Source organism: Arthrobacter sp. 01T419, from assembly GCF_056398865.1.
This window is the reverse complement of the sequence record NZ_JBFTQF010000004.1, coordinates 181,887-207,233: the sequence shown is the minus strand read 5'-3', so window position 1 is coordinate 207,233 and position 25,347 is coordinate 181,887. Positions and strand designations below refer to the sequence as shown.

Sequence of the window (25,347 nt, the reverse complement as noted above, 5' to 3'; positions counted from 1 at the left end):
CCGCCTCCCAACCCAACTAGGTCGCAGTTAATGTCGTTATGAGCCGTCAAAACGACAACAACTGCGACCTAGTTGTGTCTGGATCCACAGCAGGAACACAGCTTCAGGGCTCATCATGGAGTCATCAGTTCTTTGCTGCCCGCCCCTTACCGGCTCGGGGAGGAGCGGAGAGAGGATTCGGCCATGTCCACCATGACTCCGGGGCTTCGCAAGGCCCTCATCGCCGGCGGTATCGCCGTCGTCCTGAGCGGCGGTGGTGTGGCCGCAGTCTGGGCTGCCGGCCAGATCATCCCTTCGTACGTGGGCGCGGCGCCTACGAGCACAGCGTCGCCCGGAACAACGGCGCCCGCCACCCCGTCACCCGGCAACGCCAAGCATTTTCCGGTACTTCCACGGGGCTTCGCAGGCCCGGGGATCCACGGTGAGTTCACTGTCAAGAACAAAGACGGCACGTTCACGACCATGGTGACGCAGCGCGGCACCGTGCAGTCGGTCAGCGCTTCGAACATTTCCGTGAAGAGCGATGACGGCTTCACGCAGAGTTACGCGATCACGTCGTCAACTACCATCGTTAAGTACCCTGCAGCCGGAACGGGCACGCAAGGGCGTCGTCCATCGCTTCAAACCATCAAGGCCACTGACCTGAAAGCAGGCGACACGGTGGCAATCTCCGGTACGAAGAGTGGCACTACAGTAACCGCCAACCGCATCATTTCAGGTACCCTGCCGGTTGCGCCCAATGGCGGCGGACGGCGGCTGGGCTATGGGGGCAGTGTCTAGGAGGGGGCCGCGGCGAGCCGGTCTCGCACGTGCCGGAGCATCGTGGTGACAGGCGCCCCGGGCACCAGTTCGCCGTCGCGCACGAAGCCTTCCTCGCGGCCCTTGAGGGTCTCCACCATACGTGCGCGCCAAAGCTGCAACACCTGATCCGACTCGGGCTGGCCGGCGAGGTTGAGGCACTCGTGCGGGTCGGCGTCGAGATCGAAGAGTTCCTCCACGCCCTTGCCCGAGCCCCAGATGTATTTCATCTTGCCGTCGGTGAGCCAGTGCAGGTTTTGCCCGAAGTAGACGTGCTCGCCGTGGAGGAATTCCCGCACGGGTCCGGCGGGTTCGCCGCTCAGGTGCGGGTCCCGCAGATATGGGGCGAGTGACGTGCCGTCCACTGAATCGGGAATATCCACCCCTGCGAGGTCCAAGAGGGTGGGCATGATGTCGCGCAGCTCCACCACATGGTCCACGACGACGGCGCGAGCCGAGTTCCGGGACGCCGCGTCCGCGATGATGAAGGGAACCCGCGCGGAACCTTCGTAGGGCACCGCCTTCCGGAACATATGGTGATCGCCCATCATCTCGCCGTGGTCGCTGGTGAAGGCAATGATCGTGTCGTCGTAGAGACCGAAGTCCACCAGCGATTCCTTGATGCGGTTGATTTGGAGATCGATTTGCGCCATGAGTCCGTAGTAGCCTGCCCTGGCGCGGTGGACGGTGCGGTTCGGGAGCTCGCCGAAGGCTGCCTGATAGTCTCCGTCCTTCCGGAATTCGTCCCAGTGGTGCTCCCAATTTCCCTCGACCGGCTGGTACTCCGGGATGTCCAGGTACTGTTCGAAGGCCCATCGCGGAGGATCGTAGGGCGGGTGCGGCCGGTGGAAGGACAGGTAGAGGAAGAAGGGTTTGGTGGGGTCCCTCCGGTACATCCATTCCACGGCTTGGGTGCCGATCCAATGGCTCGGGTGCAGTTGCTCGGGCTTGTCCCAGGGCCGGGCCACCACGGAATTGCAGTTGACGCCGTGGTCGAAATATTCCGCATCAGGGGTCTGACCAGGCTGGCGGCGAAGCCATGGAACATAGTCGTCAAAGAATCCGAAGTCCTGCTTGAAGTTCGTACGGGCGTGGTGCAGGTAGCCGTCGTGGAGGATGACGTCGTCGAAGCCAATCCTTGAGCGCTCGGGGTACACGTGCATCTTGCCGATGGCCTGCGTGTGGTAGCCGGCCTTCTTGAACTCGCCCTGGATGGTCACGGGGTGCGCAACCTCGAACGGGACGCCATCGTTGTATCCGACCCGTCCATGGCGTTCTTGGGATTGTCCGGTGAAGAGGGCAACTCGGGCAGGAACACAAGTGGGCGTGGCGGAATAGCCCTTCGAGAAACGAACTCCTTGGCGGGCCAGTTCGTCCAGGTGGGGTGTTTCCACGTAGGGGTGTCCGGCGGCGGAGAGACAGTCGCCCCGCCATTCGTCGACGCAAATCAGGATGACGTTCGGTTGGCCCGTGGCGATGGCTTGCTCCTGGTTCTCTAGCGCACGCTACTTGGTCGTATACGCAAGAATCTGATTTAAGTTAGCTGATTTCCGTCAACTATTGTCAGATTTGATCGCTTCGTCAAGGGCGCGCCGCGTAGACCCCAGGCTCTCGGGCGGCGCAGGTGTAGCGCGAGGGGCCGCAATGCCTCGCGCCCGGTGATGAAATCGGATCTTCCAATCAAGTTTCAATCATGATCTTGCAAAAGGAGACAGGCGTCACTTATGGTTTGTTAAACGGTTAACGAACGTGGCAGGCATCACATGGCCATCCGAAACGTTGCCCCGGTTCCAGTGAACCGACCACGCGCCACGAAAACACGAGGAGAACGCATGAACTCGACGACGGAAGAAGCCCCGGCGCTGCCGGAGGCAGACCGCGTCCCGGCCCATGCCGAAGGGAAGCGGCTGAGCCGAGGCAGGCTGAGGCGGAGCAAGGCTCCCGTTCCTACCGCGCAATCGTTTAAGTCCCGGCTGCGACGCGACAAGCAGATGCTCCTGATGATGCTCCCGGGCATCGCGTTCCTGCTGTTGTTCTTTTACGTTCCCATCCTGGGCAACGTGATCGCGTTCCAGGACTACCAGCCCTATCTCGGCATCGGCGACAGCCTGTGGGTAGGTTGGCAGAACTTCGTGGACCTGTTCGGCAACCCGGACTTCGTCCACGCGTTCTGGAACACCCTGTACCTGGCCGCCTGGCAACTGGTCTTCCTCTTCCCGGTGCCGCTGGTGTTGGCATTGATCGTGGATTCACTGGTGAGCGCCCGGGTACGGAAGGTGTTCCAGAGCATCGCCTACCTGCCGCACTTCCTGTCCTGGGTGCTGGTCATCGCTTTCTTCCAGCAAATGCTTGGCGGAGCGGGGTTTGTGAACAACACCTTGCGGCAGTTCGGTATGGAGGCCGTGCCGTTCATGACCAATCCTGAGTCCTTCCCTGTCCTCGTGGTTGCCCAGATGATCTGGAAGGACGCCGGTTGGGCCATGATCATCTTCCTCGCTGCACTCGCCAGCATCGATGCATCGCTGTACGAGGCAGCAGCGGCCGACGGGGCAGGCCGTTGGCGTCGCATGTGGCACATCACGCTCCCCGGGCTCCGTCCTGTCATCGTCCTCCTGCTCATCCTCCGTATCGGCGACATCCTCTCGGTGGGCTTCGAGCAGTTCATTCTCCAACGCGACGCAGTCGGGGCCGGAGCAGCGGAAGTCCTGGACACCTTCACGTACTACACCGGCGTCATCGGCGGCGGATGGAGTACCGGTGCCGCCGCCGGCCTCGCCAAGGGAGTGGTCAGCGCACTGCTGATCTATGCCGCCAACAAACTTGCCCATCGCTTCGGCGAAGACGGAATTTTTGCGAAGAAGGTCGGCTAGCCCGGGCCAGCCCGCCCGGCCCTGCCGGCATGCCCGCCGGGCCGCCTCACCCCGTCCGGAATTCGCACAAGGAGAACACCATGGCAACCACACTGCCCGCCAGAAAGACCCCTGCCTCCCGCAAGGCCACCCGCAAGGTCGTCCGCAAGGTCAAGGAACTGAGTTACAACCCCAAACGGCCCGTCTGGAAAGAGCGGCCGTCGCCTCTCTACCAAACCATCAAGGCGCTGGTCCTGATTGTCTTCAGCGTCTCCATCCTGACGCCCATCCTGTTGGTCGTGTCCACCTCCCTGGCGGACAACGATCAGCTCATGCGGGCAGGTGGATTTGTCCTCTGGCCCGAACGGCCAACGCTGGACGCCTACATCACCATCTTCAAAGGCCCCATGGTCATCCAGTCCCTCGGGGTGTCCTTGTTTGTCACCGCCATCGGCACGGTCTTGGCCCTCTTCGTCACCATCACCATGGCCTATGCCACCAGCCGTACGGTGCTGTTTGGCCGTCCGGTGATCCTCGGAGTGCTGTTCACCCTGCTCTTTGCCCCCGGTCTCATCCCGTCGTTCCTGATGATCCGCCAACTGAACCTCTTGGATTCCTTGTGGTCCCTGATCCTGCCCGGCATCTTCGGGGCTTTCAACTTCGTGGTCATGAGGTCCTTCTTCATGAACATCCCCGGTGAACTGATCGAGAGCGCACGGATCGACGGCGCCACCGACTGGCAAATCCTGTGGCGCATCGTGATGCCGCTCTCCAAGGCCGTGATCGCCGTCGTCGGGCTGTTCTACGCGGTGGGTTTCTGGAACTCATTCTTCAACGCCCTGCTCTACATCAACGATCACAGCAAATGGCCCATCCAGCTGCTTCTGCGGAACTTCGTCGTGCAGGGCAGCGGCGCCGCCGACCAGCTGGGAATCACCACCGCGCCGCCGCCGCAATCCATCCAGATGGCCGTAGTGGTAGTGGCCCTGGTCCCCATCCTCATGGTCTACCCATTCCTGCAGAAGCACTTCGCCAAGGGCGTCATTACCGGCGCAGTCAAGGGCTAACGCCGGCCTAAGCAAGAATCCCCGCACTTTTCACGCAACGAAACGCACCACCCACACCACCTCAGAAAGGGTTCTGCCATGACCAGTACCATCCCAGGCACTTCCGGCGTCAGCAGGCGCGGGTTCCTCGGCCTCGCCGGGTTGACCGTCGCTACCGTTGGGCTCGCCGCGTGTGGCGGAGGAACCGGCGGAGCCGGAAACGGGGGCGCCGCTGCCTCTGCTTCCGTCAAACTGCCGACCTACAAGGAATTCACCGGCCTGACCCCGGACCTCCCCGGCAACGCCAAGGGCTTGCAGTCCGCGTATTTCAAGCTCCCCACACCGGTGCAATCCGTCACCTCCGTCCCGCTCAAGGGCAAGGTCACCGGCCTCACGGAGACCTTCGACACGATGAGCCCGGGGATGAAGGACAACGCCTTCTGGCAACGCCTCAACGCCAAGCTCGGCGGAGACCTGGAGCTGCAGATCGCCGAGGACATCGGTGACGGATACCCTGCCAAGTTCGCCACCGTCCTGGCCAGCAACGACCTCCCGGACATGATGTGGGTTCCGCCGAACCAGGGCATCCCCAATGTCGGTCCCATGCTCGAAGCCAAGTTCCAGGACCTCACCAAGTACCTTTCAGGGGACGCGGTCCTTGAGTACCCCAACCTCGCGGCGCTCAAGCCGGACTCCTGGAAGACCGCCGTCGTGAACGGCAAGATCTGGGGCGCTCCGATTCCGAGCACTCCTTTCGGCCAGGTCTACCTTGGCAACCACGCAACGTGGGACAAAGTGGGCGGGTTCAGCGCCAGCAATGCCGAGGAGTTCCTCGCGAAAGCCAAGGAAATCACGCGTCCGGGCGAACAACGCTACGCCTTGGAACCGGCGTACATCAATGCCCTGCACATGGTCACTGAGTGGTTCGGCGCCCCGAACGGATGGGCGGTGGGCAAGGACCGGACCCTGAAGCACCTGTACGAAACGGATGCCTACGCGGCCGGCGTCGAATTCACGGCGAAGATGTTTGCCGCGGGCGTCTTCTACCCGGACACGAAGGCTACGGACATCCGCAACCGCGTAGTCAACGGCACCGTTGGCGCGCAGGTCATCGTTGGTCCGCACGGCATGCGCCAGTACCGGGCCTTGAGCGAAACGGCGCAGTTCGACATCCTGGTGCCGTTCAGCGCGGACGGAAAGGCCAAGCCTACGTATGACATGGGCTACGGCACGGTCGGATTCACGCCGTTCAAGAAGGCCGACGAAAGCAAGATCCGGGAACTGCTGTCCCTCATCAACTACTTGTCCGCACCGTTCGGCACGGTCGAGTACATGCAGAAGAACTACGGCGAGCTCGGCAAGGACTACACCCTGGACCAGAAGGGCAGCCCGCAGATGACCGAATCAGGAAATACCAACATCCCCGGACTCGCGTCGGCTTTGAACATCATGTCCAGCCCGGAAAACGTCGTCTTCAACCCAGGCTTCGATGAGGACACCAAATACATCATCCAGCAGGAACAGAAGCTCCTGGATCTGGCGTGGCGGAATCCGACCAACGGCACCTACTCGGACACCAACTCCAAGGTCGGGGCGAAAATCCAGGCGCCGTTCCGGGACAAGGTGGTGGACATCATCACCGGACGCGCCAAGATGGACGAATTGAAGGACGCGCTGAAGCGCTGGAAGTCCGACGGCGGAGACAAGATCCGTGACGAGTACCAGGCGGCATTGCCGTCCGACGTCCCGGTCTTCGGCGCCTGACGGGGCCAGACTTCTAGAAAATGATCGCCAGCGGTGGCGGCATCATTGCCGCCACCGCCGATAGGGGGAGACATGGTCAAGGCCACGGGCGCCGGAGTGCGCCCCACGATCCGCATGGTTGCGGCAGAAGCAGGGGTCTCCACGGCCACGGTGTCCTATGTGATGTCCGGACGCCGCGGGGAGGGCGGGCCGGGCGTGTCCGATTCGACGGCGGAGAAGGTGAAGTCCGCCGCCGAACGGCTCGGCTATCGCCCCAACCAAGCCGCCAGGGCTATCCGCACTGGACGGACCAACACGGTCATCCTGTCCCTGACCATGCTCTCCGATCCGTGGTCCTTGTCCGTGATCGAAGCCGTACAGCGTGCCGCCGCCCCCCTGGGCATCACCCCCATGATCCTCGGCGACGCGGACTGGGCCCGGGTCCTGCAAAGCCAGAATGCCGACGCGGTGTTCGTGGACGCCGTCCGCGAACCGGACCGGGGCGCCCTCGAGGAACTCGCCGGGCGTGGCACCACCTTGGTGGTATTCGACGAGATTCTCGAGCCTGCCGGTTTCGACGTCATTCGTTCCGTTGCCGGTCCGGGTTGCAAGCTTGCGGTGGAGCATCTTTTGAACGGCCACCGCGAGGTGGCGTGTTTGGTGCCCGCAGGCAGCGGGCGGCCCTTGGGCGGCCCGCGGTACCACGCCTACACCTCGGCGCTGGAAGAGGCCGGGATCCCTTTGAACGAGGACTTCGTGGGAACCTTCGACGGCACCACGCTCGGGGCCTATGCCGCTACCATGCGCCTGCTCAGCCTGAAGGACAGGCCCACGGCGATCTACGCGGTGACAGACTTTGCCGCCGTCAGTGCCGTCAACGCCGCACAGCGCCTCGGTCTGACGGTCGGCCGGGACGTGGACATCATCGGTGTCGGCAACACCATTGAGGGCGAGCGGATGTCGCCGTCGCTGAGCACCGTGGGTCCGGTGGACTTCTTCGACCGGATTGCCCACCTCCTCCTGAAGCGAGCCGTCGACGGCGGTGCTCCTCGCGGCGGCGCGGGTGCCGGTCCCGCGGTCATGGACTTCCCCTGGCACCTGTTCGTGCGGGAATCGGCACCGCATCGCACCGCCGCAACACGACTTTTTTGAGAACCAACAGAAGGATTCACAAGCAAATGGAAACGGTTGACATGAAGATTGGCTTGGTGGGTTTCGGCCTGCGCGCGGGGCTGTGGCGCCACGCGCACAAGCCCGGCCAAGGCTCGGAAGTCACCATCGTGTGCGACACGAGCGAACGTGGCCGCTCGGATGCATCCGAGCGCATCCCCACGGCCCGCGTGACGGCCGACCTTGAGGAGCTCCTGAACAGCGGTATCGACGCCGTTCTGGTCCTCACCCCGGACAACCAGCACGCCGCCGTCGCGGTCCGCACCCTCAAGGCAGGAATCCCGACGTTTTGCGAGAAGCCCCTTGACGTTACCATCGAGGCTGCAGACCTGATCCTGCGGACCGCCTACCAAACCGGCACCAGGCTCTATGTCGGCCACAACATGCGGCACATGCCCGTGGTAGTCCAGATGCGCCAGCTCATTGAAGAAGGCAGGATCGGCGAGGTCAAGGCCGTTTGGTGCCGGCATTTCGTGGGCCACGGGGGAGACTACTACTTCAAGGACTGGCACTCCGAGCGCGAGAACGTCACGTCGCTCTTGCTGCAGAAGGGGGCGCACGACATCGACGTCATCCACTGGCTCGCCAACGGGTACACCCGGCGCGTCTCCGCCGTCGGGGATTTGGCCGTCTACGGCTCGGTGACCAAGCGCAGCGACAACAGCGGCAAGCGCATGGGCGAGTGGTTTTCGATTGACAACTGGCCGCCCACCGAGCAGCAGGACCTCGCCGAGACCATCGACGTCGAGGACATCTCCATGATGAACATGGTCCTGGACAACGGTGTGCTGGCCTCCTATCAGCAGTGCCACTTCACGCCGGATTACTGGCGGAACTACACCGTCATCGGAACGAAGGGCAGGATCGAGAACTTCGGCGACGGTCCCGGGGAGCTGATCAAGGTCTGGACCACGCGGACCAGCGGTTTCGCTGAGCCGGATGACGTGATCGAGATCCAGGATGGCGAAGGCGGCCATGGGGGCGCCGATCCACGCCTGATCGCGGAGTTCCTCCGCTTCGCTGCCGAGGGCGGGCAGACCCAGACCAACCCGATCGCAGCCCGCCAGGCGGTTGCGGCCGGCGTTCTGGCCACGGAGTCCCTGCGCGGTGATGGTTCCGCCCGCGAAGTTCCGGCCCTGCCGCAAGACCTCGTGGAGTATTTCGAAGCCGGCCAGCCTGCCTTGGTCCCCAAGTAGCTTGCCAGTTGGATGCGGCGGTGCAGCGTCAGGCTGCGCCCGCTAGTTCGGTCATGACGGTCTGCAGTGCTTCGCAGACCGTCATGACCGATTTCCGTTTCAGGGTTTCCGGCCTGGCCAAGATGTCGATCTTGCGCACCGAATTCACCCCCGCCAGCGGACGCAGTACCACCCCAGCATCCAAAACGCGTTGGGCAGTGAACCGCGGGAGCAATCCGATTGCTCCACCTGCCGCCACGAGCGAGGCCACCGTGGAGTAGTCGTTGATGCGGTGGAGGACTTCCGCGGGACGTCCGCTGACGGCGACGACGGCGGCCAGCACGTCCGCGGGGGAGTAGCCGGCGCGGCTGGTCACCCAAGGCTGCCCGACGACGTCGGCCGGCCTGAGTTCGCGGCGTTCCGCGAGCGGGTGCCCGGCGGGCAGCGCGACGTCGAGCGGTTCGTCGGCGAGCGGGATCACGGCCACCTTGTCGGTGGGCCATCCGGGGCTGTGTTCCATTCGATGCGCGAGCACGAGGTCGTACCGCGCCGCGAGTCCGGGAAAATCTTCTTGCGCTACGTCCTCGTCGGCGAGCTTCAAGCGGGGGACGCCGCGTTCAAGACTCGCGCCGCCACGGGCTTTGGCCAGCAAGGCCACAAGCGGCGCGAACAGCGCTTGGCCCGCACTGTGGAAGGCGCTCACGGTCACGGTGGAACCTGGGGAGTCGTGGAACGCGCCAATGGCCGCGCGGGCGTCAGCCATGGCGCTCACGACGGCGGCTCCGGCGTCGGCGAGGACCCGGCCCGCATCCGTGAGCACCAAAGCACGGCCTTCCTTGCGCGTCAGTGGCACGTCGACGGATTTCTGCAGGAGCGCGAGTTGCTGGGAGACGGCAGACGGCGTGACCATGAGTGTCTCCGCTACGGCCTTGACACTGCCAAGATCTCCTAGTTCCCTGAGCATCTGGAGCTGGTGTACTTCCATTTAGTAAATGCTAAATCGTTGATTGAGAAAAACCTAGTTGTGCTAAACCGTTAGTGGCGCTTCAATGAAGTGAAACGGCACACAAACGGCCCATCCCCTGAGTTAGGAAGACCCATGAAGGCTCTCTACAAGTCCGGTCCACACGCGGGTTTTGAACTCGTCGAACGTCCCGAACCGGAGGCCGATCCCAGCGACGTGAAGATCCGGGTCATGACCACCGGTATTTGCGGGACGGACCTGCACATCCAGTCCTGGGACGCCTGGGCACAGGGCATCATCGAGGCTCCGTTGATTGCTGGCCACGAGTTCTATGGTGAAGTGGTGGCGGTGGGCGAGGACGTTCGCGACGTCAAAGTCGGTGACCGCGTCTCCGGTGAAGGCCACGTGGTGTGCGGCATTTGCCGCAATTGCCGCGCCGGCCGCCGTCAGATGTGCATCCACACGGTGTCCGTCGGCGTGCAGCGCGATGGCGCCTTCGCCGAGTACGTCGTCATCCCGGAGACCAACGTCTGGGTCCACCACGATCCCTCCGTCACTCCCGAGCTCGGTGCCATCTTCGACCCCTTCGGCAACGCCGTTCATACGGCCCTGAGCTTCCCCCTTGTCGGTGAGGATGTGCTCATTACAGGTGCGGGACCCATCGGGCTCATGGCAATCGCCGTCGCGCGCCACGCCGGTGCCCGCAAGATCGCCATTACGGACGTGTCGGCCCCCAGGCTCGAGCTGGCCCGGAAGATGGGCGTTGACCTCGCCGTCGATGTTTCGAAGATGCGCGTCAAGGACGCCCAGCGCGAGCTCGGCATGCTCGAAGGGTTCGACATCGGCTTGGAAATGTCCGGACATCCCACGGCGCTGCCTGAGATGATCGACAACATGAACCACGGCGGACGCATTGCCATGCTTGGCCTGCCTAGCCAGTCCATCGATATTGACTGGGGCAAAGTGGTTACCCATATGCTGACCCTCAAGGGCATCTACGGCCGCGAGATGTACGAGACCTGGTACGCCATGAGCGCCATGCTGTCCTCCAATCCCACACTCCACCGCAACATTTCCGCGGTCGTCACGGACAAACTGTCCGCTACCGACTGGGAAAAGGGCTTCGAGATCGCCCGCGCCGGCACCGGCGGCAAGGTAGTCCTCGACTGGACCGAAATCTAGTCGCCGTAAAGTCCGCCAAACCAGCACCCTACTCCCAGTACCAGGAGCCACCAATGTACTCAAGCATCAAAGACCAGCTGCAGGGCGAACTGGAAGAGATCCGAACCGCAGGACTCTTCAAGACCGAACGCCACATTGATTCGCCGCAGGCCAGCCACATCTCCGCCGGGCAGCTCGGCCAGCCCGCCAACACCGTCTTGAACTTCTGCGCCAACAACTACCTGGGCCTGGCAGACCACTCGGACATCATCGCCGCCGCCAAGGCCGCCATGGACGCGCGCGGCTTCGGCATGGCATCCGTCCGCTTCATCTGCGGCACCCAGGACCTGCACCTCGAACTCGAAGCCCGGGTCTCACAGTTCCTCGGAACTGAAGACACCATCCTGTTCTCGAGCTGCTTCGACGCCAACGGCGGAGTCTTCGAGTCCTTGTTCGGGCCCGAGGATGCCATCATCTCGGATTCCCTAAACCACGCCTCCATCATCGACGGCATCCGCCTCAGCAAGGCCAAGCGCTTCCGCTACGCCAACCAGGACATGGACGATCTCGAGACAAAGCTCGTAGAGGCCGCGGGTTCCCGCCGCAAGATCATCGTCACGGATGGCGTCTTCTCCATGGACGGCTACCTCGCTCCGCTCGAGGCCATCTGCGATCTCGCGGAAAAGCACGACGCGCTGGTCATGGTGGACGATTCCCACGCCGTCGGCTTCATGGGAGCCACGGGCGCAGGAACCCCGGAACACGCGGGTGTTTCCGAAAGGGTCGATATCTACACCGGCACGTTCGGCAAGGCCCTCGGAGGCGCCTCCGGTGGGTACGTCTCCGGGCGCGCCGAAATCATCGCCATGCTGCGCCAGAAGGCCCGCCCGTACCTGTTCTCCAACTCTTTGGCCCCGGCCATCGTTGCAGCCACCATCAAGGCCATCGAACTGGTCCAGGGTTCCGGCGAACTCCGCTCCAAGCTCTTCGAGAACGCTGCCCTGTTCCGCCGCCGCATGAGCGAAGAGGGCTTCGAACTGCTCGATGGCGAACACGCCATCATCCCGGTGATGTTCGGCGACGCGGTGGTTGCCGCGAAGGTCGCCGACGAGATGCTCCACCATGGAGTCTTCGTCACGGCATTCAGCTACCCCGTGGTGCCCAAGGGCGCCGCTCGGATCCGTGTGCAGCTCTCCGCAGCACACAGCGCCGAGGACGTCGAGGCGTGTGTCGAGGCGTTCGTGAAGAGCCGCGAAGCCGCGGGGCTCTGAGTTCCCATGATCCTCACCATCCTGGGCGGCGGGGGATTCCGGGTTCCCCTGGTCTATTCAGCGTTGCTGGCGGACCATGAACCCGGGCGCGTCACCGAGCTCAGGCTGTTCGATGCCGATTCCGCGAGGCTCGACGTCGTGGACAGAGTCCTCGCCGACATGGCCGAAGGGGTGCCCGATGCGCCTTCCGTGCGGCTTTTCACGGAGCTGTCTGAGGCGTTGCCGGGTACCGACTTCATCTTCTCCGCCATCCGGGTGGGCGGTTTGGAGGGGCGTGCAGCCGATGAACGGATTGCCCTTGATCACGGGGTCATAGGCCAGGAGACCGTGGGCGCAGGAGGGATTTCCTATGCGTTGCGGACCATCCCCGTGGTCCTGGACATTGCCGAGGCGGTCAAGAAGCACGCTCCGGGCGCTTGGTTCATCAACTTCACCAATCCGGCGGGTGTCATCACCGAGGTCATGACAGGAGTCCTTGGCCGGAAGGTGGTGGGGATCTGCGATTCGCCGGTCGGGCTGGCGAGACGCGCCCTGGCCGCGGCCGGAATCCACCGAGGCGCGGCGGCGTTTCGCGATGGGTCCGTGGAGATCGACTACATCGGACTGAACCACCTGGGTTGGTTGCGTGGGCTGGTGGTTGACGGCGAGGACGTTCTGCCGCGCGTCCTGGCCGACGCGAATGCCGTCGAGTCCTTTGAAGAAGGCCGGCTGTTCGGCGCTTCGTGGATCCAGGCACTGGGCGCGGTTCCCAATGAGTACCTGCATTACTACTACTTCACGCGGGAAGCGCTCGACGCCGATCGGCGCGCTGAAACCACGCGCGGCGCCTACTTGGCGAGGCAGCAATCGTCCTTCTACAGCGGGCTAGGAGAAGGATACGACGGCGGTGCGGAGTCCACCCTCGGGGATCCGTTCTCGAAGCCTGCCCTCCGGCTCTGGGAAAAGACCAAGCTCGATCGCGAAGAGACGTACATGCAAAGCAACAGGGACGCGGCCGGTACCTTCGAACGCGACGCCGAGGACCTGGTCTCGGGCGGCTACGAGACCGTTGCTTTGGCCATCATGCGGGCCATCAGCCAGGGGGAAACGGCCCGCCTGATCCTGAACGTCCCTAATAGGGGAACCCTGGCTGAGCTCGACGCCGACGCCGTCATCGAGGCACCCTGCCTTGTGGATGCGGGTGGAGTCCGCATGCTCCCGGCCAAGGCGTTGCCGGACTACGCGCGAGGACCGGTGATCAACGCCAAAGCCGTGGAACGCGCCACGATCGACGCCGCGCTCACGGGTTCCCGGCGTTCCGCTTACAAGGCGATGGCCATGCACCCCCTCGTGGACTCGGTCAGGGTGGCGGAAGCGCTCCTGGATGACTACATCCGTCATTTCGGGCAGCTCCGGTACCTTCGCTGAACCCCTTCGCTTAAGCCCTGTCCCGGGAAGGATCAGAGGCCTAGTATCTGCAGCATGGACAATGATGCAGCACAACCTGCAACCGAGGTTTTGGATTCCCAGCAATGCTGGGATCTCTTGAGGGGCGTGTCCGTCGGCAGGCTGGCAGTGTGGCTCGGGGACCACCCCGACATTTTCCCCATCAATTACGCCGTGGACCAGGGGACGGTTGTCTTCAGAACCCGTGCGGGCACAAAGCTCACGGCGGCCTTGGGCGAATTCCCGGTGGCCATGGAGGTGGACGGCGTCGACTCGAACACCGGAGTCGCGTGGAGCGTCGTACTCCATGGCAAAGCAGCGCCCGTCAAGCAAATCGACGACGTGGTCAACTCGTTCTCCTTGCCGCTCTTTCCCTGGGAGGCGGGTCGGAAGGACCACTTCGTGCGTATACCCGCCGATTCGATCTCCGGACGCCGCTTCACAGTCACGGCGCCACTGACTTGGTGGACTCCGTATAGCGGGATCAAGCCGTCCGCCATGGAATAGGCGCCGCTGGAGGCCGTAACCGGCCCCCTCGCACCAGGTCTCCTCGCGACCGGTCCCCTCGCATATAGGCCTCCGCGCTGACAGGATGGAGGGATGGCTGCAAATTATGATGTGGTAATTGTCGGCGGCGGCATCGCCGGATTGTCCCTGGCCTCGGCGCTCGCCGGCCAATGTTCGGTAGCCTTGGTCGAGGCCGAACAAACACTGGCCTACCACACGTCCTCCCGCTCAGCCCGGCAGTTGATCCCGAGTTACGGACCCGCCGTCGTGCAGGAACTCACTATCAGGACACTGGAACTGATGGCGGCCCGCGACGCCGAGTTGCCGGTACCGGTTCTGGAACCGCGGTCCTTCATGTTGGTGGGCGACGAAGCGACGGTCACGGCAGAGGCCAGCGGGCACATGCATCCCATCACACATGCAGAGGCCCTTGAACTGTGCCCGGCACTGAATCCCGGATCTTTCACCGCCGCTGGCCTCGATACGGGATCATTCGCCTGCAACGCGCCCGTGCTGTTGGAAGATCACCGACAACGCGCTGAGGCCGGGGGAGTGGACATCATCACCGGAGCACGGGTCCATTCGGCCCAACGCCTCGGCTCCGGCTGGCAACTGGGGGCCGGGCTGGAAGGCTTCCAGTCCGCCGTCGTCGTCAATGCGGCGGGTGCCTGGGCGGACGAACTCGCGGTGCTCAGCGGGGTGGAGAAGCTGGGCTTGCAGCCGTTCCGCCGCACGGCGGCGATCGTCGACGTCGAACGCCCCCTTCCGCCCGGTACCCCCATGGTGTGCGCCGCGGATGACTCCTACTACTTCCGGCGCGAGGGTGAACAAGTGCTCATTTCGCCGTCGGAGACGGTGCCGAGCGGCCCGGAAGACGCGCGGCCGCGGCCCGGAGATGTGGAAGCGCTCGTGGTCCGGCTGAACTCGCTGACGTCAATGGGCATCCACTCCGTGGCCAAGGCTTGGACGGGGTTGCGCACGGAAGCTGCCGACGGCGTCCCGGTGATGGGTTTCGACGCCGAGGCTCCCGGCTTCTTCTGGCTCGCGGGCCAAGGCGGCTATGGTTTCCAGACCTCCTCCGCGATTGCTGAGCTCGCGGCCGCCGAGATCCTAGGCTCCGTATCCGACGTCGGTCCGGTATCCCGGACACCTAGGGAGCTCGCCGCCACCCGTTGGTCCATCCGCCGTTGAACAATAGGTTCATGAGCGGACAGACGAGCACACTGATCAGCAACATCGGCGAATTGATGACCCAGGACGTGGACCATCGCGTCCTCAAGGACGCCGCCGTGGTGATCGAGGGTGAGCGTATCTCCTGGATCGGCCCTGCGTCCGAGGCTCCCGCGGCGGACGGGCGCGTGGATGCCGAGGGCCGCGCCGTGCTTCCGGGCTGGGTGGATTCGCATTCGCACCTGATTTTCGCGGGGGACCGCACCGCCGAGTTCGAGGCAAGGATGGCCGGCCAAAGTTACAGCGCCGGTGGCATCGCCGTCACCACCGGCGCCACGCGCGCTGCAAGCGATGAGGAACTGATCCGCCTCGCCGCCGGACGCGTAGCCGAAGCCGTCTCCCAGGGCACCACCTACCTGGAGAGCAAGACCGGCTACGGACTGGACCTCGAGAACGAGGCCCGGAGTGCCCGCATCGCCGCGGCTACCGTGGACGAAGTCACCTACTTGGGCGCGCACCTGGTCCCGGCCGGCGTCGATGCCGAGGAATACACGGACCTCGTCTGTGGCCCAATGCTCGACGCCGTCCGCCCTTACGTTCGCTGGGCCGATGTTTTCTGCGAGCGCGGTGCCTTCACCGAAGAGCAGTCTCGCCGCGTCCTGTCGGCCAGCCGCGACGCGGGCCTGGGGCTGCGTGTCCACGGAAACCAGCTTGGTGAAGGACCCGGTGTCCAGTTGGCCGTGGAGTTCGGTGCGGCCAGCGTTGATCACGTCAACTACCTTTCCGAGGCCGATATCCAGGCGCTCGCGGGGACATGGAGCGGCTGGGACGCCTCCTCAGGAACCGGCCAGCGCGGCACGGTGGCCACCTGCTTGCCTGCTTGCGATCTCTCTACCCGCCAGCCGCTCGCCCCGGGCCGCACGCTGATCGATGCCGGCGTCCAGATCGCCTTGGCCGCGAACTGCAATCCCGGCACCTCGTACACGAGTTCGATGGCCTTCTGTGTCACTACCGCGGTGTTGCAGATGCACCTGAGCGTCCACGAGGCCGTCCGGGCGGCAACGTACGGCGGCGCGCTCGCTTTGGGACGGGAGTCGGGGAACGACGTCGACGGCGAGCGGGCGGTGGGTTCGATCGCCGTCGGGCACCGTGCAGACCTTCACATGCTCAAGGCGCCGTCGGCCACGCACCTGGCGTACCGGCCCGGTATCCCGTTGACCTCGGGGGTGTGGCGGGCCGGAGTCCGCGCGGTCTAAAGCTATCTCTGCAACACCAAGCAGGGCCTTTCCATATGGAGGGGCCCTGCTTTCGTTTGTGTTCCTTTTGCCGGACGCGCCCAGACCCCCCACGATCCTTGTGCGATTGAAAATGATCGTTTAGTGTTTATATGGATCATAAAACGTCAAATCGTTGAGCGTTGAAGAGTGCGTCGAACAAGCGCGGACAGGAATGGTAAGTGCGATGAGTAACAACACCCTCGGGGCCTTCATGGAAGAAGAGCTTGTTTCGCAGCCCGAGGTCTGGCGGCGGGCCATCGAGCAATCCAAGGGGGAGCATCTGCTGCCTGCTGATGGCGAGCGGATCGCCGTCGTCGGTTGCGGTACCTCATGGTTCATGGCGCAAAGCTATGCCGCGGCCCGCGAAGCCGCGGGCAAGGGCGTCACCGACGCTTTCGCGGCGTCGGAAGCTTTCCTTAACCACAACAGCACCGGGCGCCAGTACGACGCCGTCATCGCCATCACCCGCTCCGGCACCACCACGGAGGTACTTGAGCTTCTGGAAGCCTTGCGCGGAAAGGTCCGCACTGTTGCGGTGATCGGCGACGTGAATTCACCTATCATTGCCTTGGCCGACGCCGTGATCGGACTCCCGTACGCCGACGAGAAGTCGGTGGTCCAGACCCGCTTCGCCACCACAGCACTGGTGTATCTCCTCACGAGCCTGGGCATCGAACTCGGCACCGCCATCGAGCACGCCCGCACCGCGGTGACGGAGCCTGTTTCCCAGGAGTTGCTCGACGCCGAACAGTTCACTTTCCTCGGCACCGGCTGGACTGTCGGCCTGGCCCACGAAGCCGGGCTCAAGATGCGCGAAGCAGTGCAGGGCTGGACTGAATCATATCCGGCGATGGAATACCGGCACGGCCCCATTTCCATTGCTGCCCCTGGCCGGGTCACGTGGCTCTTCGGCGCGCAGCCCGAGGGATTGGATGCCGATATGGCCCGGACCGGCGCCCTGTACGTCAACACCGGCAAGCACCCTCTCGCGGAGCTGGCACGCGTCCACAAAGTCACCTTGGAGCGGGCGCGCATGCGCGGCCTCAACCCGGATTTGCCGCGCAACCTCACGCGCTCTGTCGTCCTGAACGCCACGGCCTAGGTCTTCCCATGGTTCTCGGAGCCGCTGAGTCCGCAGTCCTGGCCTTCGACGTCGGCGGAACGGACCTGAAGGCAGGTCTTGTCGACGCGGCCGGGAATGTCCTGGGCTTGCGCCGCGTCGCAACGCCACGTGATCCCTTGCGGCCCGGCGACGCGATCCTGGACGCCATTGCCGCGCTGGCTGCTGAGTTCGCCGCTGAATTCCCCGGCCACCCGCCGAAAGCAGCCTGCATTGTTGTTCCCGGAATCGTGGACTCCGATACCGGAGTGGGTATCTACTCGGCGAACCTGGGGTGGCGCAACTTTCCCTTCGGGGAAAAGGCCACGCAGCGCCTCGGACTCCCCGTGTCGTTCGGCCATGATGTCAGCACGGCCGCCGAGGCCGAATTCCGCTTCGGAGCGGCCCGCGATTTTCGAAACGTCGTGGTGATGGTGGTCGGCACCGGGATCGCTGCCGCTGTCATTTCCGACGGGTACCCGGTGCGCGCAGGCGGCTTCGCGGGGGAACTGGGCCACGCCCTTGTTCCGGACCCCGACGGTCCCGGCCACACGATCCTCGAGGCCGTCGGTTCCGCCGGAGCGATCGCCCGGCGCTACAGCGACAAGGCCGGAACTCCGCGCGCCGGCGCCCGTGAAGTCCTGGAGAAGGCCGCGGCAGGCGACGCGCTCGCGGCGCGGATCTGGGCTGACGCCGTGGATGCCCTCGCCTTCAGCCTCAGTCAGTGCGTCAGCATCATCGGCACTGAAGCCGTGGTGGTGGGCGGCGGTCTTGCCGAAGCGGGGGAGGGACTCCTGGAGCCGCTGCGCTCACGCCTTGACGAGCTGCTCGACTTCCAACGCCGGCCGATCATCATGCGCGCCGAACTTGGCCAGGACGCCGGCTTGCTGGGCGCTGCGATGAGGGCACGGGCCTTGCTCCCTGCGGCGAACGCCGCCTCCGGCACGGGGACGAGGCCATGAAGCGGGTCATCACGGTCACGCCCAATCCGGCAATCGACCTCAGCTACCACGTTGCCGGGATTACGCCCGGCGCAAGCCATCGCGTGGCCGCACCCCTGAGCCGCGCAGGCGGAAAAGGCCTCAACGTTGCCCGGGTGGCTCACCAGCTGGGCCACCCCGTGCTGGCTCTCGCGCCCTCGGGCGGCACGGCCGGTGCGGAATTCGCCGCAGAACTCCGGAGTAGCGGAATACCGCATCGCCTGATTCCGGTTGCCGCGGAGACCCGGCGCAGCATCGCCCTCGTGGACACGGTGGGCGGCGAAACCTCAATCTTCAATGAACAGGGGAATCCCCTCCAGCCGGCCGAATGGCAGGCGCTGGCCGCCGCCGTCGTCGAGGCCCTCGACGGTCAAGGCGCGGGAGTGCTTGTCGGATCCGGCAGCCTGGCGCCGGGAGCGCCGGCGGACTTCTACCCTGCACTGGTGCGTCTCGCGCACGACGCCGGGATCCCCGCCGTCGTCGATACCTCCGGTCCCGGGATCATCGCCGCCGCTCGGGCCGGGGCGGATCTGCTCAAGCCCAACAACCACGAACTCCTCGAAGCAACCGGGGAGAGCAGCCTGGAGGCTGCCGCACGGCAATTGATCGCTTTGGGTGCCAAAACGGTACTGGTCAGTGCCGGCGCCGACGGCATGCTTGCGTTCCACCATGCGGCCCCGGGTGGCTATTGGAGCGCACGGCTCCCGGAGCCACTCAGCGGCAACCCCACCGGAGCCGGCGACGCCGGGGTGGCGGCGGCCGCCGTCGCGCTCGCGAGCGGAGTCTCCGACATTCCCACGATCCTGAGCAGGGCCACGGCATGGTCCGCCGCTGCGGTGCTCATGCCCGCCGCCGGCGAGATCTCGCCGCTCTACGCGGACCTCGAAAATCAACTCATTCTTAGCTGGAAGGAGACCCTGTGACCCTCGTCAGCACACGGGAACTCATGGACAATGCCGCGTCCAATGGCATTGGCCAAGGCGCCTTCAACGTCATCCACCTCGAAACCGCAGAGGGCCTGGTGGCCGGAGCGGAAGCGGCGGGAGTCCCGTTGATCCTGCAAATCTCGGAGAACTGCGCCCGCTTCCACGGTGGACTCGTACCGATTGCCCGGGGCGCAATGTCCATCGCCCGGGACGCTTCTGTTCCCGTGGCCCTGCACTTGGACCACGCCGAATCCGAGGAGCTTGCCCTGCAAGCCGTTGACCTTGGTTTCGGTTCCGTGATGTACGACGGCGCGCATTTGCCTTACGACTGGAATGTTGAAGTCACGCGCCGGGTCGCCCAGTACGCCAAGGAACACGGTGTCTACGTTGAGGCCGAGCTCGGAAAGGTCGGGGGCAAGGACGGCGCCCATGCTCCTGGAGTCCGAACGGATCCTGCCGAGGCCCGCTCCTTTGTGGACGCGACCGGGGTTGATGCCCTCGCCGTCGCGGTCGGTTCCTCGCACGCCATGACAGAACGGAGCGCCACCCTGGACTTGGCGCTGATCACCCGGCTGAAGCAGGCCGTCCAGCTACCGCTGGTCCTTCACGGTTCCTCGGGCGTAGCAGATGAGACGCTGGTGGCGGCAATCCGGGCCGGTATGACTAAGATCAACGTATCCACACACTTGAACGGGTTCTTCACCCGCGCCGTCCGTGAGTACCTGGATGCCAACCCCTCCGTGGTGGACTCCCGCAAGTACATCAAGGCCGGACGGGATGCGCTCGTGTTGGAAACCGCACGTTTGCTGACGCTGTTCGCGAAAGTGAATTAGCCTCAATTTCCGGAAGGTTCGTGATGACCCGCAACGATCGACTGACAGCCATCCTTGATCTCCTCGCCGAGTCAGGGCATGTTGAGGTCGAGGATATCGTGACCCGCCTGGGCGTCTCACCAGCCACGGCGCGCCGTGATCTCGACAGCCTCGCCAAGCAAAGGCTCCTGAGCCGTACCCGCGGCGGTGCAACCACGGGATCAGTTGCCTACGAGCTCCCAGGGCGTTACAACAGGGATGATCACGCGGAGGCGAAGCAGCAGATTGCCCTGGCCGCTTCCGAACTCATCGTGCCCGGGGCCGTGATCGGACTCAGCGGTGGGACCACCAATACGGCCCTGGCCCAGGTCCTGTCCACCCGCGAAGACCTCAACGCACCCTCCAACCGGCCCATGCTGACCGTGGTCACCAACGCCATCAATATCGCGGCCCAGCTTGCCGTGCGCCCCAACATCAAGATCATGGTCACCGGTGGCATCCTGAACCCGCGTTCGTATGAACTTGTAGGGCCCTATACGGATGTCATCATGCAGAAGGTTGCCCTGGATATCGCCTTCATAGGCGTCAACGGAGTTGATCCGAAGATCGGCCCCACCATCACGGACGAGGGCGAGGCCATGGTGAATACCGTCATGGCACGCCGTGCGACGGATTCCTATGTCCTGGCCGATTCCACGAAGATCGGCAAACGCGCGTTCGCGGCGATGGCCGGGTACGATTTCCGCCGGCTCATCACCGATTCCGGGATCACGGCAGAAGACAAGGCCGCGTTCGAAGCGAGCGGCACTGAAGTGATCGTGGCCAAGGACGCTTAGCTCGGAGCCTGCCCGTTAGAAGACCACCGGGGGAGCGTTCAACACGGTTTCGTCGGTGCTGCGCTGCACCCACTGGCTGAACGGCGTGTCGAGATCGTACTTGTCCTGATCGTTGCGGACAAGTGTCCGTAGCTCCGCGTTGCCCGGGTTGTTGAGGGACTCGAAATACTCCACCGACCAATGGAACCACCGCATGCAGAAAAGACGCATGGTGAGGCCGTGGGTCACCAGCAGGGTGTTGGGCGCGTAATCGGGTTTTTCCCAATGCCGGTACAAGGTTTCCATGAAGGACGAAATGCGGTCGTAAACATCGGAACCGGATTCTCCTTCGCGGAACCGGTAGAAGAAATGGCCGTAGAGGTTGCGAAGCTCCTTTTGGTCCCCGATATCTCCGGCGATCTGGAAGTTTGCCCAGTCCTGTTCACGCAGCCGGGGTTCCTCGATCACCCTCTCCGTGAGGTTGCCCAGATTGAGTGCCTCAAGGGTTTGGTATGCCCGAAGGTACGGCGAGACGTAGACGCACACGGGCTCGCCGTCGAGCTTCTTGCGCAGTTCCCCACCTGCGGCCTGCGCCTGCTCGATCCCGAGCTCCGTCAAGGGGATGCGGTAGTCGGGGACACGGTTGTAGATGGAAGTGTCGGCGTTGGCGGCGGACTGGCCGTGCCGGATCATGAAGATTCGTGCTGGCGCGCTCATCCCACCAAGCATAGGGTCCGCTGCCACCGGTGCCGCGCAGGCGACCCTCGGAGAATGAACTCCCGGGAAAACATCAGCCAAATGCAGGCAAGATAGGAGCATGCTCCTTGCCTCAACGCGCCGGCTGCGCGCCGAAGTGCTGATTGTCCTCGGCCTGTCCTTGGGCCAATCGGCCGTGTACTCCGTGGTGCAGTTGTTGGACAAGATGACTCGGGCGCCCCTGTCCCAGGCAACGTCTACCCTCAATCGTTCCCAGAACACCCGTGAGTACTTCGATCTCACATACCAGCTGCTCGATATTGCGTTCGCACTGGTCCCCGTGGTGCTGGTGTTCTACTTCCTGTCGATCCACCGCCAAACGGCGGAGAGTCCCTCAGGATTCACCCGGCTGGGCTTCAACTTCGCCCGGCCAGGCCGCGACGCGCTCCAGGGACTGGGTCTCGCTGCGCTGATCGGAATCCCGTCACTGGGCCTCTACGCGGCCGGTCGCGCCCTGGGAATCACGACGGCGATCATCCCCAGCGGCCTGGACTCCTACTGGTGGACGGTGCCTGTGCTTGTCCTGTCCGCTGTCCGGCACGCCGTCGTCGAAGAAGTCATCGTGGTTGGCTACCTTCTGGACCGTTTCGGGAAGTTCGGATGGAGCACTCCGCTGGCGATCGGGCTCAGTGCGCTCCTTCGCGGCAGCTACCATCTGTACCAAGGCTTCGGACCCTTCATCGGCAATGCGGTCATGGGTCTGGTGTTCGGCTGGATTTACACCCGGACCAAACGGGTCATGCCGCTCGTGGTGGCGCATGCACTCCTGGACATCGTGGCGTTCGTCGGCTTCAGCGTCTTCGGCAAGGCAATCGGACTGGGATAGGGGGTGCAGCGACGGGAGTGAGCCATCCTCTGCATGCTCGCTCGTTCCTCCCCGCAGGCCCCCTTCCCTCGCAAGCTCGGGCAGGGAACCCTGCCAGCGTGGGCCCAACTTAGACGCATGCTGCCGGATGCCACAAGCCCGCCGCGTTGTGCGTTAAGTTGAGTTTAAAAGGATTCGGCCGCCATCGCGGGGTGACGTCATTGGCACCCGCATATGGCGGCCGAAGTTTCCGGGCCGTCCTGGCCCGATGGGCCGTCAGATGGTGACGGCTCCGTTGGCGGTTTCGAACGTTACCGACATGATTCCCGGCGTTCCGTGCGGAGCCATCCATTGGACTGCGACGTCCTCAAGGGGCTTTTCTACGGGTTCTCCCAGCCACTCGGTGACGCGTTCCGCCGAGCCGGCAATGGTGAGGCTGGACATCTTGACGTCACTTGGGTAGACGAGGGACGGATGAAGCGAGGGGTCGCCCTCCCAACGGAGCAAGTACGGGACCTGGGGATCGGCGATGAGTCCCAGGATGCCGATTTGCGACCAGACGAGTTCGCGGCCGTCCGGAAACTTGCGGTTACCGGGGACAGCCGCGCGTCCGAGTCGTTGTTCGAATGGGCTCAGGTCGTCAACAGCGACGCACCAACCCATCCAGCCACCTCCTGCAGCGGAGCGTGCACGGACGGCTTGTCCAAAAGGTGCCTTGTCAGATGCCGGGTGGTCAAGGACCTCGACAACTTCCAGGTATTTGTGGTCAGCAAGGGGGATGATCATGTTCCGGGTACCGAAGCGCGGGTGCACTCCGCCCCGGACTGCGTCCACTCCCAATGCTGCGGAAATCCGCTCGGTGGTGGCCAGTAGGCCATCTCGTTCACAAGCGTAAGAGACGTGATCCATGCGCATGGCTTCATCTTGGCACTTTGTGATGGAGCTCTCAGCTAAGTCAAGCCTAACCAAGGTGGGATGTATCGAAAAGGCAGCTCAGGGTCACTTCGGGACGCGCCAGGACCGAAAACTACTGCGTTCGTCACAAAGCTTCCGGAGCCCGCAATGGCCTCCCTAGACTGGCGGCAACCAGGCCGGCAACAGCAGGCCCGCAGGCTGAATCACGGCCGAGAGCCCCGAGCAACCAGGAGTCCGCATGTCCCAAGGATGGTCATTCGAAACGCGCCAGATCCACGCCGGCCAGGAACCGGACGCCGCCACCGGGGCCAGGGCGCTCCCCATTTACCAGACCACCTCGTTCGTCTTTCCCAGCGCTGAAAGCGCGGCCAACCGCTTCGCGCTGGCCGAGTTGGCGCCCATCTACACGCGGATTGGCAACCCTACGCAGGATGCCGTGGAACAGCGCATAGCGAGCCTCGAGGGCGGTTTGGCGGCACTCCTGTTGAGTTCCGGCCAGGCCGCGGAGACGTTCGCCATCCTCAACGTCGCCGAGGCTGGCGACCACGTCGTCGCCAGCCCGAGCCTCTACGGCGGCACCTACAACCTAATGGCCCACACGCTGAAGAAATTCGGTATCTCGGTGACCTTCGTCGAGGATCCGGACAATCTTGACCAGTGGCGGGACGCGGTCCAGCCAAACACCAAGCTGTTCTTCGCTGAAGTGGTCTCCAACCCCCGTCAAGACGTGCTGGATATCGAGGGCGTCTCCCGAACCGCGCACCAGGCCGGAGTGCCGCTCATCGTGGACAACACCCTGGCCACGCCTTACCTCATCCGGCCTATCGAGTGGGGTGCGGACATCGTGGTGCATTCGGCCACCAAGTACCTGGGTGGGCACGGAGCCGCCATTGCCGGCGTCATCGTGGACTCCGGCAACTTCGATTTCGGCAAGGATCCTGAGCGCTTCCCCAACTTCAACACCCCGGACCCCAGCTACAACGGCCTGGTCTATGCCCGCGACCTCGGCAAGGACGGCGCCCTGGGCGCCAACCTCTCCTACATCCTCAAGGCCCGGGTCCAGCTCTTGCGCGACCTCGGCTCGGCTGTTTCCCCGTTCAACGCCTTCCTGATTGCCCAAGGAATCGAAACCCTCAGCCTGCGGGTGGAACGCCATGTGGAGAACGCCACCAAAGTGGCGCAATGGCTCGAAGAGCGCGACGACGTCGAATCCGTCGCCTACGCAGGCCTGCCTTCCAGCCCGTGGTTCGAACGCGGCCGGAAGTACGGGCCCAGGGGCACTGGAGCTGTTGTGTCCTTCAGCATCCGCGGAGGGATCGAATCCGGCAAGCGTTTCGTGGACGCCCTGGAGCTTCATTCCCACGTGGCAAACATCGGCGACGTCCGTTCCTTGGTGATCCATCCTGCGTCCACCACCCACAGCCAGCTGACGACTGAACAGCAGGCCGTGGCAGGAGTTACCCCGGGCCTGGTGCGGCTGTCCGTCGGGATCGAGCACGTTGACGACATCCTTGCGGACCTCGAGGCGGGCTTCCGGGCAGCCAAGGGCGCTTAGGCAGCCCCCAATGACCGACGGATGCCGGCTGGCGATGCAGAATGAATCTTCGCCGGCCGGCCCCATCAACGTCTTTTGCATGAACAAAACGCGGCGAAGTGTCACATAGATGTCATAATCTTCGTCAG

23 protein-coding genes are annotated in these 25,347 nt (G+C 64.0%); 19 read left to right on the top strand and 4 right to left on the bottom strand.

Features of this window, described 5'->3' with window-relative positions:
• Window positions 1-183 precede the first annotated feature (183 nt).
• Window positions 184-780, top strand: a complete 597-nt coding sequence (locus tag AC1DLO_RS08770; protein ID WP_476889239.1) for a DUF5666 domain-containing protein — start codon at window positions 184-186, stop codon at window positions 778-780.
• Here the strand turns inward: AC1DLO_RS08770 and AC1DLO_RS08765 are convergent.
• A complete protein-coding gene (locus AC1DLO_RS08765; protein WP_476889288.1) occupies window positions 777-2,276 on the bottom strand; it encodes an arylsulfatase in 1,500 nt (499 codons plus the stop codon). The two genes, AC1DLO_RS08770 and AC1DLO_RS08765, sit on opposite strands and share 4 nt — an antisense overlap.
• 354 nt (window positions 2,277-2,630) lie before the next feature.
• Here AC1DLO_RS08765 and AC1DLO_RS08760 point away from each other — a divergent pair, with 354 nt between their 5' ends.
• From AC1DLO_RS08760 to AC1DLO_RS08740, 5 genes are all read left to right on the top strand, one after another.
• Window positions 2,631-3,668, top strand: a complete 1,038-nt coding sequence (locus AC1DLO_RS08760; protein ID WP_476889238.1) for an ABC transporter permease — start codon at window positions 2,631-2,633, stop codon at window positions 3,666-3,668.
• 80 nt (window positions 3,669-3,748) lie between these two features.
• A complete protein-coding gene (locus AC1DLO_RS08755) occupies window positions 3,749-4,714 on the top strand; it encodes a carbohydrate ABC transporter permease (protein ID WP_476889237.1) in 966 nt (321 codons plus the stop codon).
• A gap of 78 nt (window positions 4,715-4,792) precedes the next feature.
• On the top strand, window positions 4,793-6,457 hold the full coding sequence (locus AC1DLO_RS08750) for a type 2 periplasmic-binding domain-containing protein (RefSeq protein WP_476889236.1): 1,665 nt from the start codon (window positions 4,793-4,795) through the stop codon (window positions 6,455-6,457).
• Between the two features lie 72 nt (window positions 6,458-6,529).
• Window positions 6,530-7,588, top strand: coding sequence for a LacI family DNA-binding transcriptional regulator (locus AC1DLO_RS08745; RefSeq protein ID WP_476889235.1), 1,059 nt, complete (start codon window positions 6,530-6,532; stop codon window positions 7,586-7,588).
• Between the two features lie 26 nt (window positions 7,589-7,614).
• Complete coding sequence (locus tag AC1DLO_RS08740; protein WP_184736116.1) at window positions 7,615-8,802, top strand: Gfo/Idh/MocA family protein; 1,188 nt, start codon at window positions 7,615-7,617, stop codon at window positions 8,800-8,802.
• Between the two features lie 28 nt (window positions 8,803-8,830).
• Here the strand turns inward: AC1DLO_RS08740 and AC1DLO_RS08735 are convergent, their stop codons facing one another.
• Window positions 8,831-9,766, bottom strand: coding sequence for a LysR family transcriptional regulator (locus AC1DLO_RS08735; protein ID WP_476889234.1), 936 nt, complete (start codon window positions 9,764-9,766; stop codon window positions 8,831-8,833).
• A 114-nt stretch (window positions 9,767-9,880) separates the two neighbouring features.
• Here AC1DLO_RS08735 and tdh point away from each other — a divergent pair, with 114 nt between their 5' ends.
• From tdh to AC1DLO_RS08680, 11 genes are all read left to right on the top strand, one after another.
• The gene (gene tdh, locus AC1DLO_RS08730; protein ID WP_476889233.1) at window positions 9,881-10,927 is read left to right on the top strand and encodes an L-threonine 3-dehydrogenase; all 1,047 of its coding nucleotides are present in this window, start codon (window positions 9,881-9,883) and stop codon (window positions 10,925-10,927) included.
• Between the two features lie 53 nt (window positions 10,928-10,980).
• A complete protein-coding gene (locus AC1DLO_RS08725) occupies window positions 10,981-12,177 on the top strand; it encodes a glycine C-acetyltransferase (protein ID WP_476889232.1) in 1,197 nt (398 codons plus the stop codon).
• Between the two features lie 6 nt (window positions 12,178-12,183).
• Complete coding sequence (locus tag AC1DLO_RS08720; protein WP_476889231.1) at window positions 12,184-13,584, top strand: 6-phospho-beta-glucosidase; 1,401 nt, start codon at window positions 12,184-12,186, stop codon at window positions 13,582-13,584.
• Window positions 13,585-13,638: 54 nt separating this feature from the next.
• The gene (locus AC1DLO_RS08715; protein ID WP_476889230.1) at window positions 13,639-14,109 is read left to right on the top strand and encodes a pyridoxamine 5'-phosphate oxidase family protein; all 471 of its coding nucleotides are present in this window, start codon (window positions 13,639-13,641) and stop codon (window positions 14,107-14,109) included.
• A 93-nt stretch (window positions 14,110-14,202) separates the two neighbouring features.
• Window positions 14,203-15,300 carry an NAD(P)/FAD-dependent oxidoreductase gene (locus tag AC1DLO_RS08710; protein ID WP_476889229.1) on the top strand — a complete coding sequence of 366 codons (1,098 nt, stop codon included), beginning with the start codon at window positions 14,203-14,205 and terminating at the stop codon, window positions 15,298-15,300.
• Window positions 15,301-15,311: 11 nt separating this feature from the next.
• The gene (hutI, locus tag AC1DLO_RS08705) at window positions 15,312-16,535 is read left to right on the top strand and encodes an imidazolonepropionase (RefSeq protein WP_476889228.1); all 1,224 of its coding nucleotides are present in this window, start codon (window positions 15,312-15,314) and stop codon (window positions 16,533-16,535) included.
• A gap of 205 nt (window positions 16,536-16,740) precedes the next feature.
• Complete coding sequence (locus AC1DLO_RS08700) at window positions 16,741-17,658, top strand: SIS domain-containing protein (RefSeq protein WP_476889227.1); 918 nt, start codon at window positions 16,741-16,743, stop codon at window positions 17,656-17,658.
• Window positions 17,659-17,666: 8 nt separating this feature from the next.
• Complete coding sequence (locus AC1DLO_RS08695) at window positions 17,667-18,617, top strand: ROK family protein (protein WP_476889226.1); 951 nt, start codon at window positions 17,667-17,669, stop codon at window positions 18,615-18,617.
• A complete protein-coding gene (locus tag AC1DLO_RS08690; RefSeq protein WP_476889225.1) occupies window positions 18,614-19,558 on the top strand; it encodes a 1-phosphofructokinase family hexose kinase in 945 nt (314 codons plus the stop codon). Before AC1DLO_RS08695 ends, AC1DLO_RS08690 begins: the two co-directional genes overlap by 4 nt.
• Window positions 19,555-20,394, top strand: a complete 840-nt coding sequence (locus AC1DLO_RS08685; protein WP_476889224.1) for a class II fructose-bisphosphate aldolase — start codon at window positions 19,555-19,557, stop codon at window positions 20,392-20,394. The genes AC1DLO_RS08690 and AC1DLO_RS08685 overlap by 4 nt, the downstream gene beginning before the upstream one ends.
• Window positions 20,395-20,417: 23 nt before the next feature.
• Window positions 20,418-21,209, top strand: a complete 792-nt coding sequence (locus tag AC1DLO_RS08680; protein WP_184736068.1) for a DeoR/GlpR family DNA-binding transcription regulator — start codon at window positions 20,418-20,420, stop codon at window positions 21,207-21,209.
• Between the two features lie 15 nt (window positions 21,210-21,224).
• Here the strand turns inward: AC1DLO_RS08680 and AC1DLO_RS08675 are convergent, their stop codons facing one another.
• Window positions 21,225-21,905, bottom strand: a complete 681-nt coding sequence (locus AC1DLO_RS08675) for a histidine phosphatase family protein (protein WP_476889223.1) — start codon at window positions 21,903-21,905, stop codon at window positions 21,225-21,227.
• Window positions 21,906-22,005: 100 nt separating this feature from the next.
• Between AC1DLO_RS08675 and AC1DLO_RS08670 the strand changes: the two genes are divergently transcribed.
• Complete coding sequence (locus AC1DLO_RS08670) at window positions 22,006-22,770, top strand: CPBP family intramembrane glutamic endopeptidase (RefSeq protein ID WP_184736066.1); 765 nt, start codon at window positions 22,006-22,008, stop codon at window positions 22,768-22,770.
• 255 nt (window positions 22,771-23,025) lie between these two features.
• Here AC1DLO_RS08670 and AC1DLO_RS08665 read toward each other — a convergent pair whose 3' ends face one another.
• Window positions 23,026-23,664, bottom strand: a complete 639-nt coding sequence (locus AC1DLO_RS08665; RefSeq protein ID WP_476889222.1) for a VOC family protein — start codon at window positions 23,662-23,664, stop codon at window positions 23,026-23,028.
• Between the two features lie 238 nt (window positions 23,665-23,902).
• On the opposite strand from AC1DLO_RS08665, the gene AC1DLO_RS08660 reads away from it, so the two are divergent.
• Window positions 23,903-25,219: a bifunctional o-acetylhomoserine/o-acetylserine sulfhydrylase gene (locus tag AC1DLO_RS08660; protein WP_476889221.1), complete on the top strand. Its 1,317-nt coding sequence runs from the start codon at window positions 23,903-23,905 to the stop codon at window positions 25,217-25,219.
• Window positions 25,220-25,347 lie beyond the last annotated feature (128 nt).